This is a genomic window from Mycobacterium kyogaense (genome assembly GCF_036946525.1).
GTDB lineage: Bacteria > Actinomycetota > Actinomycetes > Mycobacteriales > Mycobacteriaceae > Mycobacterium > Mycobacterium kyogaense_A.
In genome coordinates, this window is the sequence record NZ_JAQIIY010000024.1 from 70,984 (window position 1) to 86,512 (window position 15,529).

16 protein-coding genes, 1 tRNA gene and 1 pseudogene are annotated in these 15,529 nt (G+C 67.6%); 7 read left to right on the top strand and 11 right to left on the bottom strand.

Annotation, left to right across the window (positions count from 1 at the left end):
- Nucleotides 1–49: 49 nt before the first annotated feature.
- The 3 genes from PGN37_RS20195 to PGN37_RS20205 are packed head-to-tail and all read right to left on the bottom strand — an operon-like array spanning nt 50 to nt 2,867.
- Nucleotides 50–979, bottom strand: a complete 930-nt coding sequence (locus PGN37_RS20195) for a hypothetical protein (protein WP_335332778.1) — start codon at nt 977–979, stop codon at nt 50–52.
- Nucleotides 976–1,371, bottom strand: coding sequence for a GtrA family protein (locus PGN37_RS20200; protein WP_335332844.1), 396 nt, complete (start codon nt 1,369–1,371; stop codon nt 976–978). The genes PGN37_RS20195 and PGN37_RS20200 overlap by 4 nt, the downstream gene beginning before the upstream one ends.
- Nucleotides 1,372–1,412: 41 nt before the next feature.
- Nucleotides 1,413–2,867 (bottom strand): HNH endonuclease signature motif containing protein, encoded by a 1,455-nt coding sequence (locus tag PGN37_RS20205; protein WP_335332779.1) that lies wholly within the window; start codon nt 2,865–2,867, stop codon nt 1,413–1,415.
- Between the two features lie 82 nt (nt 2,868–2,949).
- Here PGN37_RS20205 and PGN37_RS20210 point away from each other — a divergent pair, with 82 nt between their 5' ends.
- Both PGN37_RS20210 and PGN37_RS20215 read left to right on the top strand, forming a co-directional pair.
- Complete coding sequence (locus PGN37_RS20210) at nt 2,950–4,203, top strand: DDE-type integrase/transposase/recombinase (protein WP_335332780.1); 1,254 nt, start codon at nt 2,950–2,952, stop codon at nt 4,201–4,203.
- A gap of 139 nt (nt 4,204–4,342) precedes the next feature.
- Nucleotides 4,343–4,642, top strand: a complete 300-nt coding sequence (locus tag PGN37_RS20215) for a hypothetical protein (RefSeq protein WP_335332781.1) — start codon at nt 4,343–4,345, stop codon at nt 4,640–4,642.
- Between the two features lie 59 nt (nt 4,643–4,701).
- Here the strand turns inward: PGN37_RS20215 and pdxR are convergent, their stop codons facing one another.
- Nucleotides 4,702–6,102 carry a MocR-like pyridoxine biosynthesis transcription factor PdxR gene (gene pdxR / locus PGN37_RS20220; RefSeq protein ID WP_335332782.1) on the bottom strand — a complete coding sequence of 467 codons (1,401 nt, stop codon included), beginning with the start codon at nt 6,100–6,102 and terminating at the stop codon, nt 4,702–4,704.
- Between the two features lie 49 nt (nt 6,103–6,151).
- On the opposite strand from pdxR, the gene PGN37_RS20225 reads away from it, so the two are divergent.
- On the top strand, nt 6,152–6,610 hold the full coding sequence (locus PGN37_RS20225; RefSeq protein ID WP_335332783.1) for a carboxymuconolactone decarboxylase family protein: 459 nt from the start codon (nt 6,152–6,154) through the stop codon (nt 6,608–6,610).
- 54 nt (nt 6,611–6,664) lie between these two features.
- On the top strand, nt 6,665–7,099 hold the full coding sequence (locus PGN37_RS20230; protein ID WP_335332784.1) for a pyridoxamine 5'-phosphate oxidase family protein: 435 nt from the start codon (nt 6,665–6,667) through the stop codon (nt 7,097–7,099).
- A 3-nt stretch (nt 7,100–7,102) separates the two neighbouring features.
- On the opposite strand, the gene wzm is transcribed toward PGN37_RS20230, so the two are convergent.
- The 5 genes from wzm to PGN37_RS20255 are packed head-to-tail and all read right to left on the bottom strand — an operon-like array spanning nt 7,103 to nt 12,132.
- Nucleotides 7,103–7,933, bottom strand: a complete 831-nt coding sequence (gene wzm / locus PGN37_RS20235) for a galactan export ABC transporter permease subunit Wzm/RfbD (protein WP_335332785.1) — start codon at nt 7,931–7,933, stop codon at nt 7,103–7,105.
- On the bottom strand, nt 7,930–8,826 hold the full coding sequence (glfT1, locus tag PGN37_RS20240; protein WP_335332786.1) for a galactofuranosyltransferase GlfT1: 897 nt from the start codon (nt 8,824–8,826) through the stop codon (nt 7,930–7,932). The genes wzm and glfT1 overlap by 4 nt, the downstream gene beginning before the upstream one ends.
- Nucleotides 8,819–9,628 (bottom strand): galactan export ABC transporter ATP-binding subunit Wzt/RfbE, encoded by an 810-nt coding sequence (wzt, locus tag PGN37_RS20245; protein WP_335332787.1) that lies wholly within the window; start codon nt 9,626–9,628, stop codon nt 8,819–8,821. The genes glfT1 and wzt overlap by 8 nt, the downstream gene beginning before the upstream one ends.
- Before the next feature lie 7 nt (nt 9,629–9,635).
- Nucleotides 9,636–10,157 (bottom strand): bacterial proteasome activator family protein, encoded by a 522-nt coding sequence (locus tag PGN37_RS20250; protein WP_335332788.1) that lies wholly within the window; start codon nt 10,155–10,157, stop codon nt 9,636–9,638.
- Nucleotides 10,158–10,185: 28 nt separating this feature from the next.
- Nucleotides 10,186–12,132, bottom strand: a complete 1,947-nt coding sequence (locus tag PGN37_RS20255; protein ID WP_335332789.1) for a DUF6541 family protein — start codon at nt 12,130–12,132, stop codon at nt 10,186–10,188.
- 132 nt (nt 12,133–12,264) lie between these two features.
- Here PGN37_RS20255 and PGN37_RS20260 point away from each other — a divergent pair, with 132 nt between their 5' ends.
- A complete protein-coding gene (locus PGN37_RS20260; RefSeq protein WP_335332790.1) occupies nt 12,265–13,461 on the top strand; it encodes a cysteine desulfurase-like protein in 1,197 nt (398 codons plus the stop codon).
- Between the two features lie 6 nt (nt 13,462–13,467).
- On the opposite strand, the gene PGN37_RS20265 is transcribed toward PGN37_RS20260, so the two are convergent.
- Nucleotides 13,468–14,445 (bottom strand): NAD(P)H-quinone oxidoreductase, encoded by a 978-nt coding sequence (locus PGN37_RS20265; RefSeq protein ID WP_335332791.1) that lies wholly within the window; start codon nt 14,443–14,445, stop codon nt 13,468–13,470.
- A gap of 78 nt (nt 14,446–14,523) precedes the next feature.
- Between PGN37_RS20265 and PGN37_RS20270 the strand changes: the two are divergent.
- Together PGN37_RS20270 and PGN37_RS20275 are read left to right on the top strand one after the other, a co-directional pair.
- A pseudogene (locus PGN37_RS20270) lies at nt 14,524–15,037 on the top strand (MarR family winged helix-turn-helix transcriptional regulator).
- 10 nt (nt 15,038–15,047) lie between these two features.
- Nucleotides 15,048–15,134, top strand: a tRNA-Ser gene (locus tag PGN37_RS20275).
- Nucleotides 15,135–15,138: 4 nt separating this feature from the next.
- Here PGN37_RS20275 and PGN37_RS20280 read toward each other — a convergent pair.
- Nucleotides 15,139–15,444 carry a hypothetical protein gene (locus PGN37_RS20280; protein WP_335332792.1) on the bottom strand — a complete coding sequence of 102 codons (306 nt, stop codon included), beginning with the start codon at nt 15,442–15,444 and terminating at the stop codon, nt 15,139–15,141.
- Nucleotides 15,445–15,529: the final 85 nt, after the last annotated feature.

Consider the following 15,529-nt stretch of genomic DNA (forward strand, 5'->3'; position numbering starts at 1 on the left):
GTGTGGCGCGGACGTCGTCGAGCAGCGGGTCGACGAAGTCGGTGCGGTGTTAGGCGTCGGTGGCCGCGCGGGCGCTGAGGTACATGAACGTCATCGCGGCCAGCACGATCGTGATGTGGGCCAGCGCCTGGTCGACCGGCAGCGTGATGTCCAGCCACTGGCTGCGCGCGGGATTGCCGTCCGTGAGGTGGTCGAGGACCGTGGAGTTGAGCACCACGAGCCCCATCGCAAAGAAAATGGCGCCGGTGACGAGGGCGAGGACCAGCGCCTGGATGCTCTGGGCCAGGGACACCACCGCGACGACTTTCACCTGGTCCGCGCGCCGCAGCGGCGGTTCTGCCTCGGCCACCACAGGTCGGCAGGCGTGGAGCGACTCGGTGACCGTGAAGGCCAGCGCGATCGCCGCCATGCCCGTGACCAACAGCCAGATCCGGCTCGTCTCGAGGTTGGCGGAGATGTACCAGACGGTGTTGTTGAAGAACACCAGAAGGGTGAGCAGGACCACCGGCAGGGCGCGAGCGAAGAGTTGGCCCGCCGAGCGCAAGTGGGTGAACGTCGTGCGCAGGGCCCAGCCGAGGATCGCGCCGAACCCGGAGCCGGTCGCGGCGAGGATGGCCAGGATCACGACCACGTCGACGAGTTCGGTCCCGAAGGCCGTCCACCCACCGGCCTGGTAGGTGTCCGACGCCAGGCCGAGGGCTATCGAGCCCCAGGCGATCACCCCACGCGCCCGTGCATCGGCGACGCGGCTCACCGCGAATGCGACGAGCGCCATCAGAGGCAACAGCGCCGCCAGCACTACGAGCACCGACCAGTCGGCGAACGATGGGGACGTGCTGATGTCGATGTCCTGGTCACCCGAGGCGATCAGCACGTAGAGCTCGAGCAGCATCAGCGTGGCCCAGGCGGCCAGTGCGGGTGCCGACCGGCGCACCACGGCGTGCCAACCGTCCGTGACGAGCGCCGTGCGTGCGGTCATCGCAGCCGGAAGATGACGGCGCGCTGCACGATGAAGTTGATCACGGTCGCGGTGCCCTGGGCGATGACGAACGCGACCGGCACCCGCCAGGGCTGGTCCTCGAACTTCATGTAGAAGACGTAGTTGATGCCGACCTGGACGGCATAGGTGACGGCGTACAGCACGACCACCGCGATGAAGCGTGCCCGGCTCGGCGGTGCCTGGAACGTCCATCGCCGGTTGATCAGGTAGGCCGTCGTCGTTCCGGCGATGAAGCTCAGCGTCTTGGCGACGTTGACGTGCAGGCCCGCCGCGAGCAGCGCGACGTACAGACCGAAGTCCACGACCGCCGACAACCCACCGGTCAGGACGAAGCGCCAGATCTGCGTCGTCAACGGGAGCTGCGGTGACAGCGGGGGCTCGGCCACCCGGGCAGCTTACGGCCACGCCCTGCTCAGAACGGTGGTGGTGCATGGGCGTGCGCTCCGTGTTGCTCGTTCAGGCGGCGAGCCGCGGCGACCGCACGCGCACGGTTGTGAGCGCGGGTGTACCGGCGTCGCGGCATCATCGCGCCGCGCGCCTCGCACGCCGACGGCCGGGGCGGGTCGCCGTCCCACAGGACGCCGGTCGGCCGGCACAGCGACGGAAACAGGTCTCGACTCCCCGGATACGTCGTGTACTCGTGGCCGGTCGGACTGGTCCAGATGACGGTGCCGTCGGGCAACTGCCGGTCCTGCCATCCCTCGAGACCGGCCCAGAAGGTTTTCAGAAGATGGTGAAAACGGCACAGCGCCTTGAGGTTCGACGCGTGGGTGGGTCCCACGGGATACGGGACGGTGTGGTCGATGTCGGCCTCGGTGGCGGGTACGTCGCAGCCGGGGAAGCGGCAGGTGACATCCCGGCAGCGGACGAACTCTGAGAGTGCGCGCGACGGCACGTAGTTCTGTTCGGGCAGTGCGTCACCGGGATGGATGGTCTGACGCAGACGAGCGCGTGTCAGCATCGGGTCCAGCGCCTCCGCCGACGCGATGCCGGCCCCGAAGATCAGGGCCGGCTTGTCCTCGCGGGCGGGTGTGGGCTCCTGCGAGGCTGGCTGGTCCACGGTCTCGCTGTCGGCGATGACATAGATCGTCGTGTTGCGGGCCGGCCTGGGTGCCGCGGCGGCGTCGCAGTCGTCGAGATCGCACTGGCACGCCAGAGCGTCGAGTCCGGCGCCGACAGCGGCGAGCGCCTCCGCCCGGCGGGTCTCCAGAGTGCGCGGGTCCGCAGCGCAGACTGTGTGCGCGATCGCCTCGAGGCGGTCCCGCAGCGCGGCGGCGTCGGCGGCCGGCAGCAGCGCCCACACACTGGTGAAACCTGGCGCATCCGAGGGTGATCCGAACTCGACCCGCAGCCGCGCCATCGATTCCACCACCCGGCGCACGGCGATCGGATCGTGCGCCAGCACGGTTGCGTCGATCGCCTGCTCGAGCTTCTTCTCCGACAGATGTCCCCAGCGACCGACGTGTGCCGCGATCGCCGCATCAACCGCGGCCATCACGTCGGGGTCGGTGACCAACCCTGTGCGGTAGACGATCTTGCGGATCATCAGGTCGCTGATCAGTCCGTCGGCGAACAGAGCCGCCACCCGGGGCATCCGGTCCCGCAGCGCCACCGCGCGCTGGATCTGATGAAGTGCCAACTCCCGAGTGACACCCACGGCCGGCGCGACCTCTGCGGCGACCGCGGCGTCGGGATCGAGCCACCATCCAGAGCGGTCCTCGGCGTCGACGCCGGTGCGCCGGGTGAACAACTCGGCCATCACCGCCATCTTCCGCGCCGCGGCCGCGTTCTCCTCGCGTGCCCAGTGCTGGGCAGCGTCGATCAGATCAGCGGCGCTCAGCCGGTGCAGATCCGATACTTCGAACATGTGTTCGATCTTACCCCGGCCCGCCGACCGCGTTGACTCATCAGAAATGCGCGCGAGGGGGTGGGTCGTTGCCTCATTGGGAATGCGCGCGTACGTCCAGTGGATGGGGTTGACGTTGGCGCAGCGCAGAGCAATCACCGAGGCGGCCGCGGCCCGCTATCTGCTGGCCCGAAAGGGTGAGAAGACGCGGATCCTTGATGAGTTGTGCGCCAACACCGGCTGGCATCGCAACCATGCCCGCAAGGCGCTGACGGGGGCACTGACACCGAAGATCGTCGGCCCACCCAGACCGCGGCCCGTGACCTACGGGCCCGAGGTCATCGAGGCGTTGATTCAGTGCTGGCAGGTGCTGGGGATGCCGGCCGGCAAACGGTTGGCGCCGATGCTGGGTGAGCTGGTAGCGGTGCTGCGGCACTTCCGGGAACTCACCATCGACGCCGACACCGCCGACCTGCTGGTAGCGATGTCAGCGGCCACCATCGATCGGCGCCTGGCACCAGAACGGGCCAAGTATCAGCCTCGGGGACGCATCGGGACCAAACCAGGATCACTGCTCAAAAGCCAGATTCCGGTGCGAACCTGGGCTGAGTGGGACGACGCCACACCTGGATTCGTCGAGATCGACCTGGTCTGGCATGACGGCGGCATTCGGGGCGCAGGGCACGCGTTCACATTGACGGTGACCGATATCGCGACCGGCTGGACCGAGAACCGTTCGGTGCCCGACAGAGCCGCCAAATGCGTGTTGGCAGCACTCAACGAGATCGTGCGCACGATGCCGTTTCCCATCCTTGGGGTCGACAGCGACAACGGATCCGAGTTCATCAACGAGCACCTGTTGGGATGGTGCCAAGGCCGCCAGATCACCTTCACACGGGCACGCCCGGGCAACAAGAATGACGGCTGCCACGTCGAGCAGAAAAACTGGTCAGTGGTCCGCACCACCGTTGGCTACCACCGCTACGACTCTGCTGCAGAACTGTTGCTGCTCAACGAGATCTGGACGCTGCAATCCCGACTAACCAACTACTTCTACCCCCAACAGAAACTGATCTCCAAGACCCGTCACGGAGCCAAGATCTCCAAAAAGCACGACCAAGCCACGACCCCATTCCATCGGGCAGTCGATCACCCCGGCCTCACCGTGGAGCGCATCGTGGCACTGACCCGCACCTACTCCTTGATCAACCCCGCCGCTACCCAACGCCAGCTCCATGCCCTCACCGCCGAGCTGTTCACACTGGCCACCAGCAAAATCACACCAGGCGCCACACCCCCGATCACCAAGCGCGCACGCTCACGTGAGGCAACGAATCGGCCTACGCGCGCATCTTGACGTGAGGCAACAGGCGACAAGTCCCATTCATGTGTTTCTGCCACCGATGATCGAATTTCTGCCACCCGAAATGTTTTGGGGCACCGGCGGGTTCCAGATATCAGATCACCACGATCGAAAACCAGAAGAGGGCAAGACAATGAAGAAGTTCACGATCACCACCGCTACCGCCGCCGCCCTGACTGCCGGACTCCTGGGCTTGGCCGCCCCCGCGTTCGCCGCACCGACCGGAGGCAACGCCGAGCAGACCATCAGCGCGCTCGAAGCGCAGGGCAACCGGGTCGTCGTGACCCGCCAGTCCAGCGCACCGCTCGATGAGGCGTCGGTCGTCTCCGTGACCCGCGGACCCATCCAGCGCGGCGCCGAGCCGTTCGGCACCTCGAACGGCGACTCGAACCGCTCGACGATCGACCAGACGATCTACGTCACGGTCAAGTAATCACCCGCGAACCACGAAGGGCGCCCCCACAAGGGGCGCCCTTCGTCGTCTGCGGATTTCTACAGCCCGGCCGCCTCGAGTACCTTGCACAACGCCGAGACCGCGGCATCGAAGGCGTGCTCGGGCGGTGCGGCGTATCCGACGACGATGCCGTCGCGCTCGTCGATCTCGGCGCCGGGGTGGCGCAGGATCGACAACCCGATCAGGGCAATTCCGGCCTCACCGGCCCGGCGCATCACCTCGGCCTCCGTTCCGTCGGGCAGCGTCACCAGCAGATTGAGTCCGGCCGCCAACCCGACCGTATCCACGTCGAACGGCGCCAGTGCCTCCACCAGAGCGTCCCTACGTCGGCGATATCGTCCGCGCATCCGCCGGATGTGGCGGTCGTAGTAGCCGTGCGCCACGAAATCGGCGAAGGTCAGCTGATTGATCACGTCCACGGAGAACTGTTGACCGCCAGCGGCTTCGACGACAGGATCGACGAGTTCCTGCGGGAGGGCCAGCCACCCCAGCCGCAAGGCGGGCGAGAGGCTCTTGCTGACCGAACCGAGATAGCAGACCCGTCCGGGGTCGAGTGCCTGCAGTGCGCCCACGGGTTGGCGGTCGAAGCGGAACTCCCCGTCGTAGTCGTCGTCGAGGACGAAACGACCTGTGCGACGGGCCCAGTCGACCACCGAGCTGCGCCTCGACGGGTGCAACGGCATGCCGAGCGGATTGTGGTGTGCCGGAGTCAGAAGGACTCCGGTCACGTCGAGATCCTCCAACTCGTCGACGACCGCACCCGCAGCGTCGACCCCGATCGGCACCGTGCTTCCGCCCGCCGCCGTGATCGCGTCGCGAAAGAGGTGCAGCCCGTAGGCCTCGACCGCCATCGGCCCGCCCAGCACCCGGCTCAACAGCTCCACCCCCTGACGAACCCCGGCGCAGATCACTATCGAGTCGGCGGACGTTCGAACGCCGCGTGCCCTGGCCAGATAATCCGCCAGGGCAGAACGTAACTCGAGCCGACCGCGCGGATCGCTCATGCGCAGCGCCTCGTTCGGCGCGGCGGTGATAGCACGTCGAGTGCAGGTGATCCACTGGCTGCGCGGGAACTCGGACACATCCGGTGAGCCGGGCATGAGGTTGTGCACCGGTGTCACCGCCGGTCCGCGCGGGCGGGTGCGAGTGTCGGGCCGGGCGGTGTTCAGCACCCAGGTGCCTGCGCCCTGGCGGGACGCGAACCACCCCTCGGCGACGAGTTCGGCGTACGCGTCGGCGACCGTGTTGCGGGCCAATCCGAGATCGGCGGCCAACGTGCGCGACGCGGGCAGCATCGTGCCCGGCGGCAGTCGACCGGATCGCGCGGCTTCGCGCAAGGCGGCGATCACCGCCTCCTTCGCTCCGCGTGCACCTGGAGTCAGTACCTCCCGCAGCTCGAGGTGGAGATCCCGCGCACCCGAATTGGCCCATGAAACCATCACTTGATTGAACCACCGACACGGGTGTTTGCGGCATAGCGTCGATGACATGACACAGACGCTGAGAGGCCCGAGATTTCCGATCTACAAGAGCTCGCCGGAGCTCTACGACGCGATGATGGCGCTGTCCACCGCCGCAGCCAAGGACGTCGAACCCGAGCTGGGAGAACTGATCAAAATCCGCGCCTCGCAGATGAATCGGTGCGCGTTCTGCCTCGACATGCACACCCGTGACGCACGCAAGCTGGGAGTGAGCGGCCAGAAGATCGACGTGCTCGCGGCGTGGACCGAGGCCGGCGACCTCTTCACCGCGCGCGAACAGGCCGCTCTGGCACTCACCGAATCCCTCACCGTGCTGGGCGATCACGGCGTCCCCGAGGACGTCTACGCCGTCGCCGCTGAGAACTTCACCCAGCGTGAGCTCGGCCAGGTCATCGCGATGGCCGTCACCATCAACGCCTGGAATCGGATCAACGCCGCGGTGCAGACGCCCCCGCCCCGACGCTGAAGAAGTGCCCTTGGACCCTACGGGCGGAGGGCGCCGCCGACGAGCATGGTGGACATGGATGCGACGACCACCCCGGTGACCGAACTGACCGAGGCGCAGAGTTGGGAACTGCTGTCCGGTCTGACCCTGGGCAGATTGGTGACGACCGTCGGCGGCTGGACCGAGATCTTTCCGGTCAACTACGTGGTCCAGCGCAACACCCTGCTGTTCCGCACCGCCGAGGGCACCAAACTGTTGACCGCCGTGCTCAACGACCACGTCGTGTTCGAGGCCGATGACCACAATGTCGCCGAGGGGTGGAGCGTCGTGGTCCGCGGGACGGCCAAGCTGCTGCACACCTCCGCCGAACTCGTCGAAGCCGAACGCGCAGGCCTGTATCCGTGGATCGCGACCCGCAAATTGCGCTACGTGCGGATCACCCCGCGCACGATGACGGGCAGGCGGTTCGTGTTCGGACCGGAGCCTGACAGCACCGCGTTGGTCAGCTGAGGGTCACACCCAGTACGGCACCCGGGCGCGGTACTGACGCATCGCCAATGCGGCGCACGCCCAGCCGATCACGGTCAGCACCAGCACGACGACCCAGTGCCGCAGTTCCTGATCAGCACCCAGCAAGGGCGCGCGCACGATGTCGAGGTAGTGCAGCAGGGGGTTGAGTTCGACGATCTTGGCCCAGTGCCCGGCCCCCTGGGCCTGCAGAGTGGATTCGTTCCAGATGATCGGCGTCATGAAGAACAGCAGCTGTACCAGGCTGTTCAGCAGCGGGCTGATGTCGCGGTACCGAGTGGCGAGAATGCCGAAACACAATGACACCCAGACACAATTCAGCGCGATCAGACCCAGCGCAGGGATGACGGCGAGATCGGTCCACGTCCACGGCTTGGGATAGATGATCGCGATGATCACGAAGATGATGATGTTGTGCGCGAACAGGATCATCTGCCGCCACACCAACCGATAGACGTGCACCGACAGTGGCGTCGGAAGCTGTTTGATCAGACCCTCGTTGGCGATGAACACCTCGGCGCCCTCGAGGATCGAGGCGTTGATCAGGTTCCAGATGATCAACCCGAGCGTGACATAGGGAAGGTGTTCGGACAGTTCGAGTTTGAACAACTTGGAGTACAGCGCCCCCATCGCGACGGCGGTGGTTCCCGTCGCGATGGTGATCCAGAACGGGCCGAGCACAGATCGCCGGTAGCGCTGCTTGATGTCCTGCCAGCCCAGGTGAAACCACAGTTCGCGCTTGCCGAAGCCGCCGACCAGGTCGGCCCACGCCCGGCCGAAGGTCCGAGACTGCGCCGCGGCATCGGTGAACGTCATCGGCGTGTGAACCTCTCTCGTCGTCCCAACCGTCGCAACCGGATCCACTCGGCGAATCCCCGCGGATCGCGCGCCGACACCAGGAAGTACCAGCCGAAGCGCAGCCACTCCTGGGCGACGAGTCGGCGCATGCCCGGTTGTGCCTGCAGGTAGCCGCGGTTGCGGTAGGTGTAGAACCGTTTGGTGTCGTTGTCGGGGTACTGGGTGTGCATGCGTCCGCCCAGGATCGGCTTGAATTCCTCGGTGCCGCAGGGGTGGAGGTACACCGCGTCCAGGCAGGTTCCGAACGGCAGTCCCGTGCGGATCAGTCGCCGGTGCACCTCGGTCTCGTCGCCGCGGATGAATAGCCGCAGATCCGGGACGCCCACTGCCTCGATCGTCGACGCGCGGAACAGGGCGCCGTTGAACAGCGACGCGATGCCCGGCAGCAGGTCTCCGCTTCCGTCGGTGCGCAATTCGCTGACCAGTCGCCGCCACTGCAGTCCGCGGCGCAGCGGGAAGGCCAGGCGTTCGGGCTGCTCGAGGTTGCACACCATGGGCGACACCTCGGCAAGATCGTGCCGTTCGGCGCACTGCAGCAGGGTGCCCAGCACCTCGCTGTCTGCCGGGCGGCCGTCGTCGTCGGCCAGCCACACCCAGTCCGCGCCGAGCGCCAGCGCGTGCAGCATGCCGAGCGCGAAACCGCCTGCGCCGCCGAGGTTGCGCTGAGAACCCAGGTAGGTGGTCGGAATCGGTTGTCCGGCAACGATGTCGCGTACACGATCGTCGGCATCGTTGTCGACGACGATGAGGTGGTCGGGGCGTCGACTCTGCGACGCCACGATGTCGAGGGACTTCGTGAGTTCGTCGGGACGGCGGTGGGTCACCACCACCGCGCATATGGACTCACCCACGCGCGGTCTCCTCGAGGACCTCCCGCACGTGCCGTGCGGCGTCCTCGCCCTCGTAGGCCCGCACCACGTCCTCGATGCCGCCCTCCATCTTCACGGTGCCGTGGTCGATCCACATCGCCGTGTTGCACAGCCGGGCCAGGAACTCGTTGGAATGGCTGGCGAACACCAGGATTCCCGACCGGGCCACCAGATCCGCCAGTCGCGTCTGCGCCTTCTTCAGGAATTCGGCGTCGACCGCACCGATGCCCTCGTCGAGCAGCAGGATCTCGGGATCGATGCTCGTCACCACGCCCATGGCCAACCGCACGCGCATACCGGTCGAGTACGTCCGCAGCGGCATGGACAGGTAGTCGCCCAGTTCGGTGAACTCGGCGATCTCGTCGACCTTGGACAGCATCTGCTTTCGGGTCTGTCCGAGGAAAAGTCCCCGGATGATGATGTTCTCGAAGCCGGAGATCTCGGGGTCCATGCCGACACCTAGATCGAACACGGGGGCCACCCGGCCCTGCACCGTCGCGACCCCGCGGGTGGGTTCGTAGATGCCCGAGAGCAGGCGCAGCAGCGTCGACTTGCCTGCGCCGTTGTGGCCGACCAGACCGACCCGGTCGCCCATCTTCAACGACATCGTGATGTCGCGCAGCGCCTCGATGACGACGACGTTGGAGTCGTTGCGCCCGATCGCGCCGCCGGCCTTGCCGAGGAAGGCTTTCTTCAGCGAGCGCGTCTTGGCGTCGAAGATCGGAAACTCGACCCACGCGTTGCGTGTCTCGATGAACGGTTCCGACGAGTGGGGACTGCTCACCGATGTCTCACAGGTACTGGCCTGTTCCGGGATGACTGGGCCCGCCGCGTTGTCCCGGAATGCTCACACCGGGGGGCAACGCGCCTTGGCGCATCTGCTCGAGCTGCTGACGGGCGGCCATCTGCTGGGCGAACAGCGCGGTCTGGATGCCGTGGAACAGGCCTTCCAGCCAGCCCACCAGCTGCGCCTGGGCGATCCGCAGCTCGGAATCCGACGGCACCGCGTCCTCGGTGAACGGCAGCGTCAGCCGCTCGAGTTCGGCGCGCAGCTCCGGCGCGAGACCGTCTTCGAGCTCGGCGATGCTGGTGCGGTGGATGTCGCGGAGGCGGCCGCGGCTGGCCTCGTCGAGCGGTGCGGCACGCACCTCCTCGAGCAGCTGCTTGATCATCGTGCCGATCCGCATGACCTTGGCGGGCTGTTCGACGAGGTCGGTCAACGACTTGCCGTCAGAGCCCTGCTCTGCGTCGATGGATCCGTCGCCGATGATCTCGATGTTGTCGTCGTTCTCGGAGGTCATGCCTGAAGTCATATTCCTAGAGTGCCCCAGCGTTGCGTCGTCATTCCGGTCGGGCTCCGCGCCATTGGTAGATGCGCGCCTCGCCGTTGTCGTAGATCTTCTCCCAGGAGCGGGATTTGTCCAGCGACGCCAGGCCGTCGGGGATCACGAACCCCCGGACCACCGGCGTGCTCACGAGAAGGTAGCGGATGTTCAGCGCTGCGACGGCCTTGGCCACCCGGGGATCGGTGTCGGCGTCGTCGGCATAGGCCCAGATGATGAACCGGTTGTATCCGGGCCCCTGCTGCACCGGGTAGTCGTAGTGGGTCCACAGCGGGTGCAGGTCGGCGATGGCGTACATCCACGCGGTGCCGTCGGTGTTCGCGTTCGCGATCAGGCTGTCGCGTGCCCCGGGCAGCGTCGCGAGATGCGCGAACGCCTCGAGGTCCTTGCCGTCGATGATCACCGAGTCGTACTTGTCGCCGAACAGGAACTCGTGACGGGGGAGGTAGTGCACGGCGGACGCGACGGACGCCACCGCGAGGACGGTGGACACCGCGGCGTGCCGCACGCGGGCCGGCACTGCCGCGACACGACCGGAGAGCCAGCAGGCGCCGGTCGTGGCCGCGATCCCGACCAGCGCGCTCAGCAGCAACGTGATCACCGCCGACAGGCGACGGGGGTCGCTGTAGAACAGGTCGCTGAACTGGCCGGTCGCCGCACCGAGCGGACCGCCGAACGGCGCGGACGAGTGCACGATCGACACCACGAGCAGCAGCCACACCGGGACGGGCCACCACACCCGCCGGACGACGAGCAGGATGCCGCCGGCCGCTGCCAGCGCGATCAGCCACCACTGGATCGGGAAGTCGTTGAGGTGCCGGGTGTGCTGCACGACGGCGTCGAACAGCGCCCGCTTCCTGCCCTGATGGGTGACGAAGGAGTGTCCCTCGATGATCTCGGCCAGCTGCAGCACGCCGAGGAACTGGGGCAGCAGTAGCGCCACGGACGGTGCGCCGACGGCGACGAGGGTGCCGAGGTCGGCCAGCCGCCCACGGACGGGGTGGGGCAGCACCTCGACCAGCCACCAGGCGGCCACGAAGATGACCGTCACCACACCGCCGGTGATGTGCACCGAGAACACCCCCACCACGGCGAGCACGGCCATCGGGATGCGATCGCGATGTCTCAGCGTCGTGGTCACGAGCACGAAGACGGGGATGGCGATGCCGTAGGCGGCGAGGTTCGGAATCGAGGCCGTGTCGAATTCGACGTACGGGACGGCGGTGAACGACGCCGCCAACACCGCGGAGGTGGCGGCGGCTCCGAACGTCGGCCACGGCGCCGCCCAGCGGTGCATGAGCTGCCACGTCAAGATCGCGGCGCTGGCGGGGAACAGCCAGCAGGAGACGGCGACGGAGACGACGGTGTAGGCCGTCGCCGGCGCAGCACCTGCCACCTGGGCGAACACCGCGGCGAGCGCGTGGAAGGTGGACGGGTAGTACAGCGCCTCGTGGGTTTCGATGTTGCGCAGTTCGCCCATGTGGGTGGGCGAAGCCTGGCCGGTGTCGAGGATGAACCGGATGGTGTTGGCGTGCCACACCGCATCCCAGGTGCTGGGGATCGACTGCCAGTTGTCCAGTCCGCGCGCCGCGGCGAGCCAGATCAGGACCGCGCCCAGGACGACGCCGCCACCGGCCAGCAGTGCTGCGCCCCGCGGCGGCCGTGGCCGCTCGGGGGTGTCGGGCTCCGCTCTGCGCCGCCGGGCCAGCACCCGCAAACCGGCGACCACGCCGGTGACGACGACGAGGGTGAGCAGCGCCGTACCGGCGTTCCACGGCACTCCGAGCGCCCCGAACGGCACGATCGCCATGGCCACGGCGCCGAAGGTCAGCGCGGGCCCGACCGCCGCCGCGGCAGCCCAGTGCAGGCCGCCACACCGAGCGATGATTGCCCCGGGGGCCACCAGCAACGCCAGGCCAAGTAGCACTCCGTACCCGAAGCTCACTGGACTAGTATGGCTGCCCAGATGACCCGTACCGGCCACGGCACGGGCAGCACGAGCGAGGTCGGGCAATCGCTCACCGTCTGCACTGCGGCGGTACAGCGAGATTCCCTAGACGCACTAAGGTGGGCTGACATGGCATACGACGTCGCCCGGGTGCGGGGTCTGCACCCGTCGTTGGGCGATGGCTGGGTGCACCTTGATGCGCAGCACGGCATGCTGCTGCCCGACACGGTCAGCCGTGCGGTGTCCACGGCATTCCGCGGCTCGATGCCCTCGGTGGCCAGTGCTCATCCGTCGTCGCTGAGGAGCGCGGCCGTGCTCGCGGCGGCCCGCCAGGCGGTGGCCGATCTGGTCAATGCAGACCCGGCCGGGGTGGTCCTGGGCTCCGATCGGGCGGTGCTGCTGACCTCACTCGCCGACGCCGCATCGGGCCGCGTCGGGCTCGGGTACGAGGTGGTCGTGTCCCGGCTCGACGACGAGGCGAACATCGCCCCGTGGCTGCGCGCGGCGAACCGCTATGGCGCTCAGGTCAAGTGGGCAGAGGTGGACATCGAGACCGGGGAACTGCCCACCTGGCAGTGGGAAGGTCTGGTGAATCGGGCCACCCGGCTCGTCGCATTGACTTCGGCGTCAACCACTTTGGGTACGGTCACCGAGCTGCGTGAGGTGACCAAACTGGTGCACGAGGTCGGCGGCCTCGTCGTGGTCGACCACTCCGCCGCGGCGCCCTACCGCCTCGTCGACATCGACGAGGTGGAGGCCGACGTGGTGGCGCTCAACGCGCTCGCCTGGGGCGGGCCTCCCGTCGGCGCGCTCGTGTTCCGGGACCCGTCGCTGATCGACGCGTTCGGGTCGGTGTCCCTGGATCCGGAGGCCACCGGGCCGGCGCGTCTCGAGTTGGGATCGCATCAGTTCGGCTACCTCGCAGGCCTCGTGGCCAGCATCGAATATCTTGCCGGTCTTGAGGATTCGGCCCAGGGCAGCCGTCGCGAGCGGCTGGCCGTGTCGATGAGGTCCGCCTCGGGTTATCTCGACGGCCTGTTCGAGTACCTGCTGTCCTCGCTGCGGGTACTGCCCACGGTGATCGTGATCGGCAGCCCCGAGGAGCGCATCCCGGTGCTGAGCTTCGCCGTCGAGAACGTGCCCGCCGAGCGCGTCGTGCAGCGCCTCGCCGACAACGGCATCCTGGCGATCGCGAACGCGCAGTCTCGCGTGCTCGACGTCATCGGCGTCAACGACGTCGGTGGCGCGGTGACGGTCGGCCTGGCGCACTACAGCACGGCCGCCGAGGTCGATCAGCTCGTGCGGGCGCTGGCCTCGCTGGGCTGAGCAGCGTTAATCACCTACGCGCAGAATGACTTTGCCGGACACATCTCCGGATTCGAGCAGCTCGTGCGCGGCCTGGGCCTGTGCGATCCCGAACTCGGCGCCGATCACCGGGCGGACCTCGCCGTCGGCGATCATCGGCCACACGTGCTCGCGCACCTGCGCCACGATCGCCGACTTTCCGGCGGGCCCGTCGACGGGCCGGGCGCGCAGCGCGGTGGCGAACACGCCGGCGCGCTTGGCCAGCAGCTTGCCGATGTTGAGGTCGCCCGTGACGCCGCCCTGCATGCCGATGATCACCAGACGGCCGTCCTTGGCGAGGGCGTCGATGTTGCGGTCCAGGTAGGCCGCGCCCATGATGTCGAGGATGACGTCGGCGCCGCCGGCCTCTCTGATCACCTCGACGAAGTCCTCGTTGTGGTAGTCGATGGTGATCTCGGCGCCGAGTTCCGCGCACAGCTCGAGTTTGTTCGCCGAACCCGCGGTCACGGCGACCCGGCAGCCCAGCGCGCCGGCGACCTGGATGGCGTGGGTGCCGATGCCGCTGGCGCCCCCGTGGACCAGGAGGAGCTGGCCGGGTGCGATGCCGGCGGTCGTCACGATGTTCGACCAGACGGTGCACGCGACCTCGGGTAGCCCGGCGGCGTATTCGAGTGGCACGCCCTCAGGAGCGGGAAGCAGCTGACCAGCTGGAACTGCCACGTACTCGGCGTAGCCGCCGCCTGCCAGCAAAGCACAGACCTGTTGCCCTGGCGCCCACTCCGTGGCGTCGAGCCCGTCGCCCAGACTCTCGATCACGCCGGACACCTCGAGACCGATGATGTCGCTGGCGCCCGGAGGGGGCGGATAGTGGCCGGCCGCCTGGAGCAGATCGGCCCGGTTGACTCCCGCTGCGATGACGCGCAGCAGGACCTCGCCGGGTCCGGGTGTCACATCGTCGACGGCTTGCCAGGTCAGTCGGCCGGAGTCGGCCACGATAGCCAGCATTCGGGCAACGCTACTACGCAGGGAAAACTGCTGTCCTTTTGCCCGATGGCACTAGGGTGCTGCCTCTAATATGTGCCCATGGAGGGGACGATCGGGGGGCGTAGCGCAAGCGATACGCCAGGTTTGGACATGTCAGAACAGCGTGCGTGGCAGAACTTCTTGGAGGCCGCGCTGCGCTTGTACGCCACGATGAATCGGGCGCTTGTGGATACCCACAAGCTCACGTTGAACGACGTGCGACTGCTCGACCTGCTGGCCGCATCACCGTCGGGGGCTGCCCGGATGGGGGATCTGGCGGAGTCGTTGATGTCGCTACCGAGTCGCGTGACACGGCAGATCATCCGGCTGGAGAAGCAGAATCTGGTGACCCGCGGCGCCAGCCCGGACGACGGCCGCGGGGGTGGTGGCTTCGATCACCTCACAAGGCCGCGACCTGCTGTCGTCGGCGCAGCTGACGTACGGGGCGGCGGTGCGCGAGCATTTCGTGGACCGGCTGTCACGTCCGCAGGTGGCGGCGATGGGGGAGAACTGCCGCCGGATCAGCACTGCGCTGCAGTCGGGGGCGCCGTCGGCGAGGGTGGGCCGCGTCTAGACTGACCCGCGGTGGCGTGGCAGAGCGGCCTAATGCACTCGCCTTGAAAGCGAGAGACGGCTAACACCGTCCGGGGGTTCAAATCCCTCCGCCACCGCAGTTCAGCAGGGTTGTCCGGGCGGGGTGTAGTACGGAACGCCTTCGACGGTGTAGCACGGGATTTCCCCGGGCACGTACGGCACCGACGCCGATTCGATGGCGACGCCGGCGGCCACGCCGGTGGCGATAGCCGCACCGGTGGCGATGTGCGCGATGGGCGCGCCGCAACCCTCGACGCCGACGAAGCGGCCGTGGACGCCGGCGCAGATGTCGGCGGCCGCGGTGGGAGCGAGCGCGACGGGGGCGATTGCCGCAGCAACGCCGGCGCACAGGGACGCCGACAGCACGGCGATCGCGGATTTCTTCACCGGCGAATCCTATCCAGACCCGGCTCGATGAGCTGAGATGTCCGCCGATCGGTGGACACGACATTCCTCCGGGGCATTCCACCCA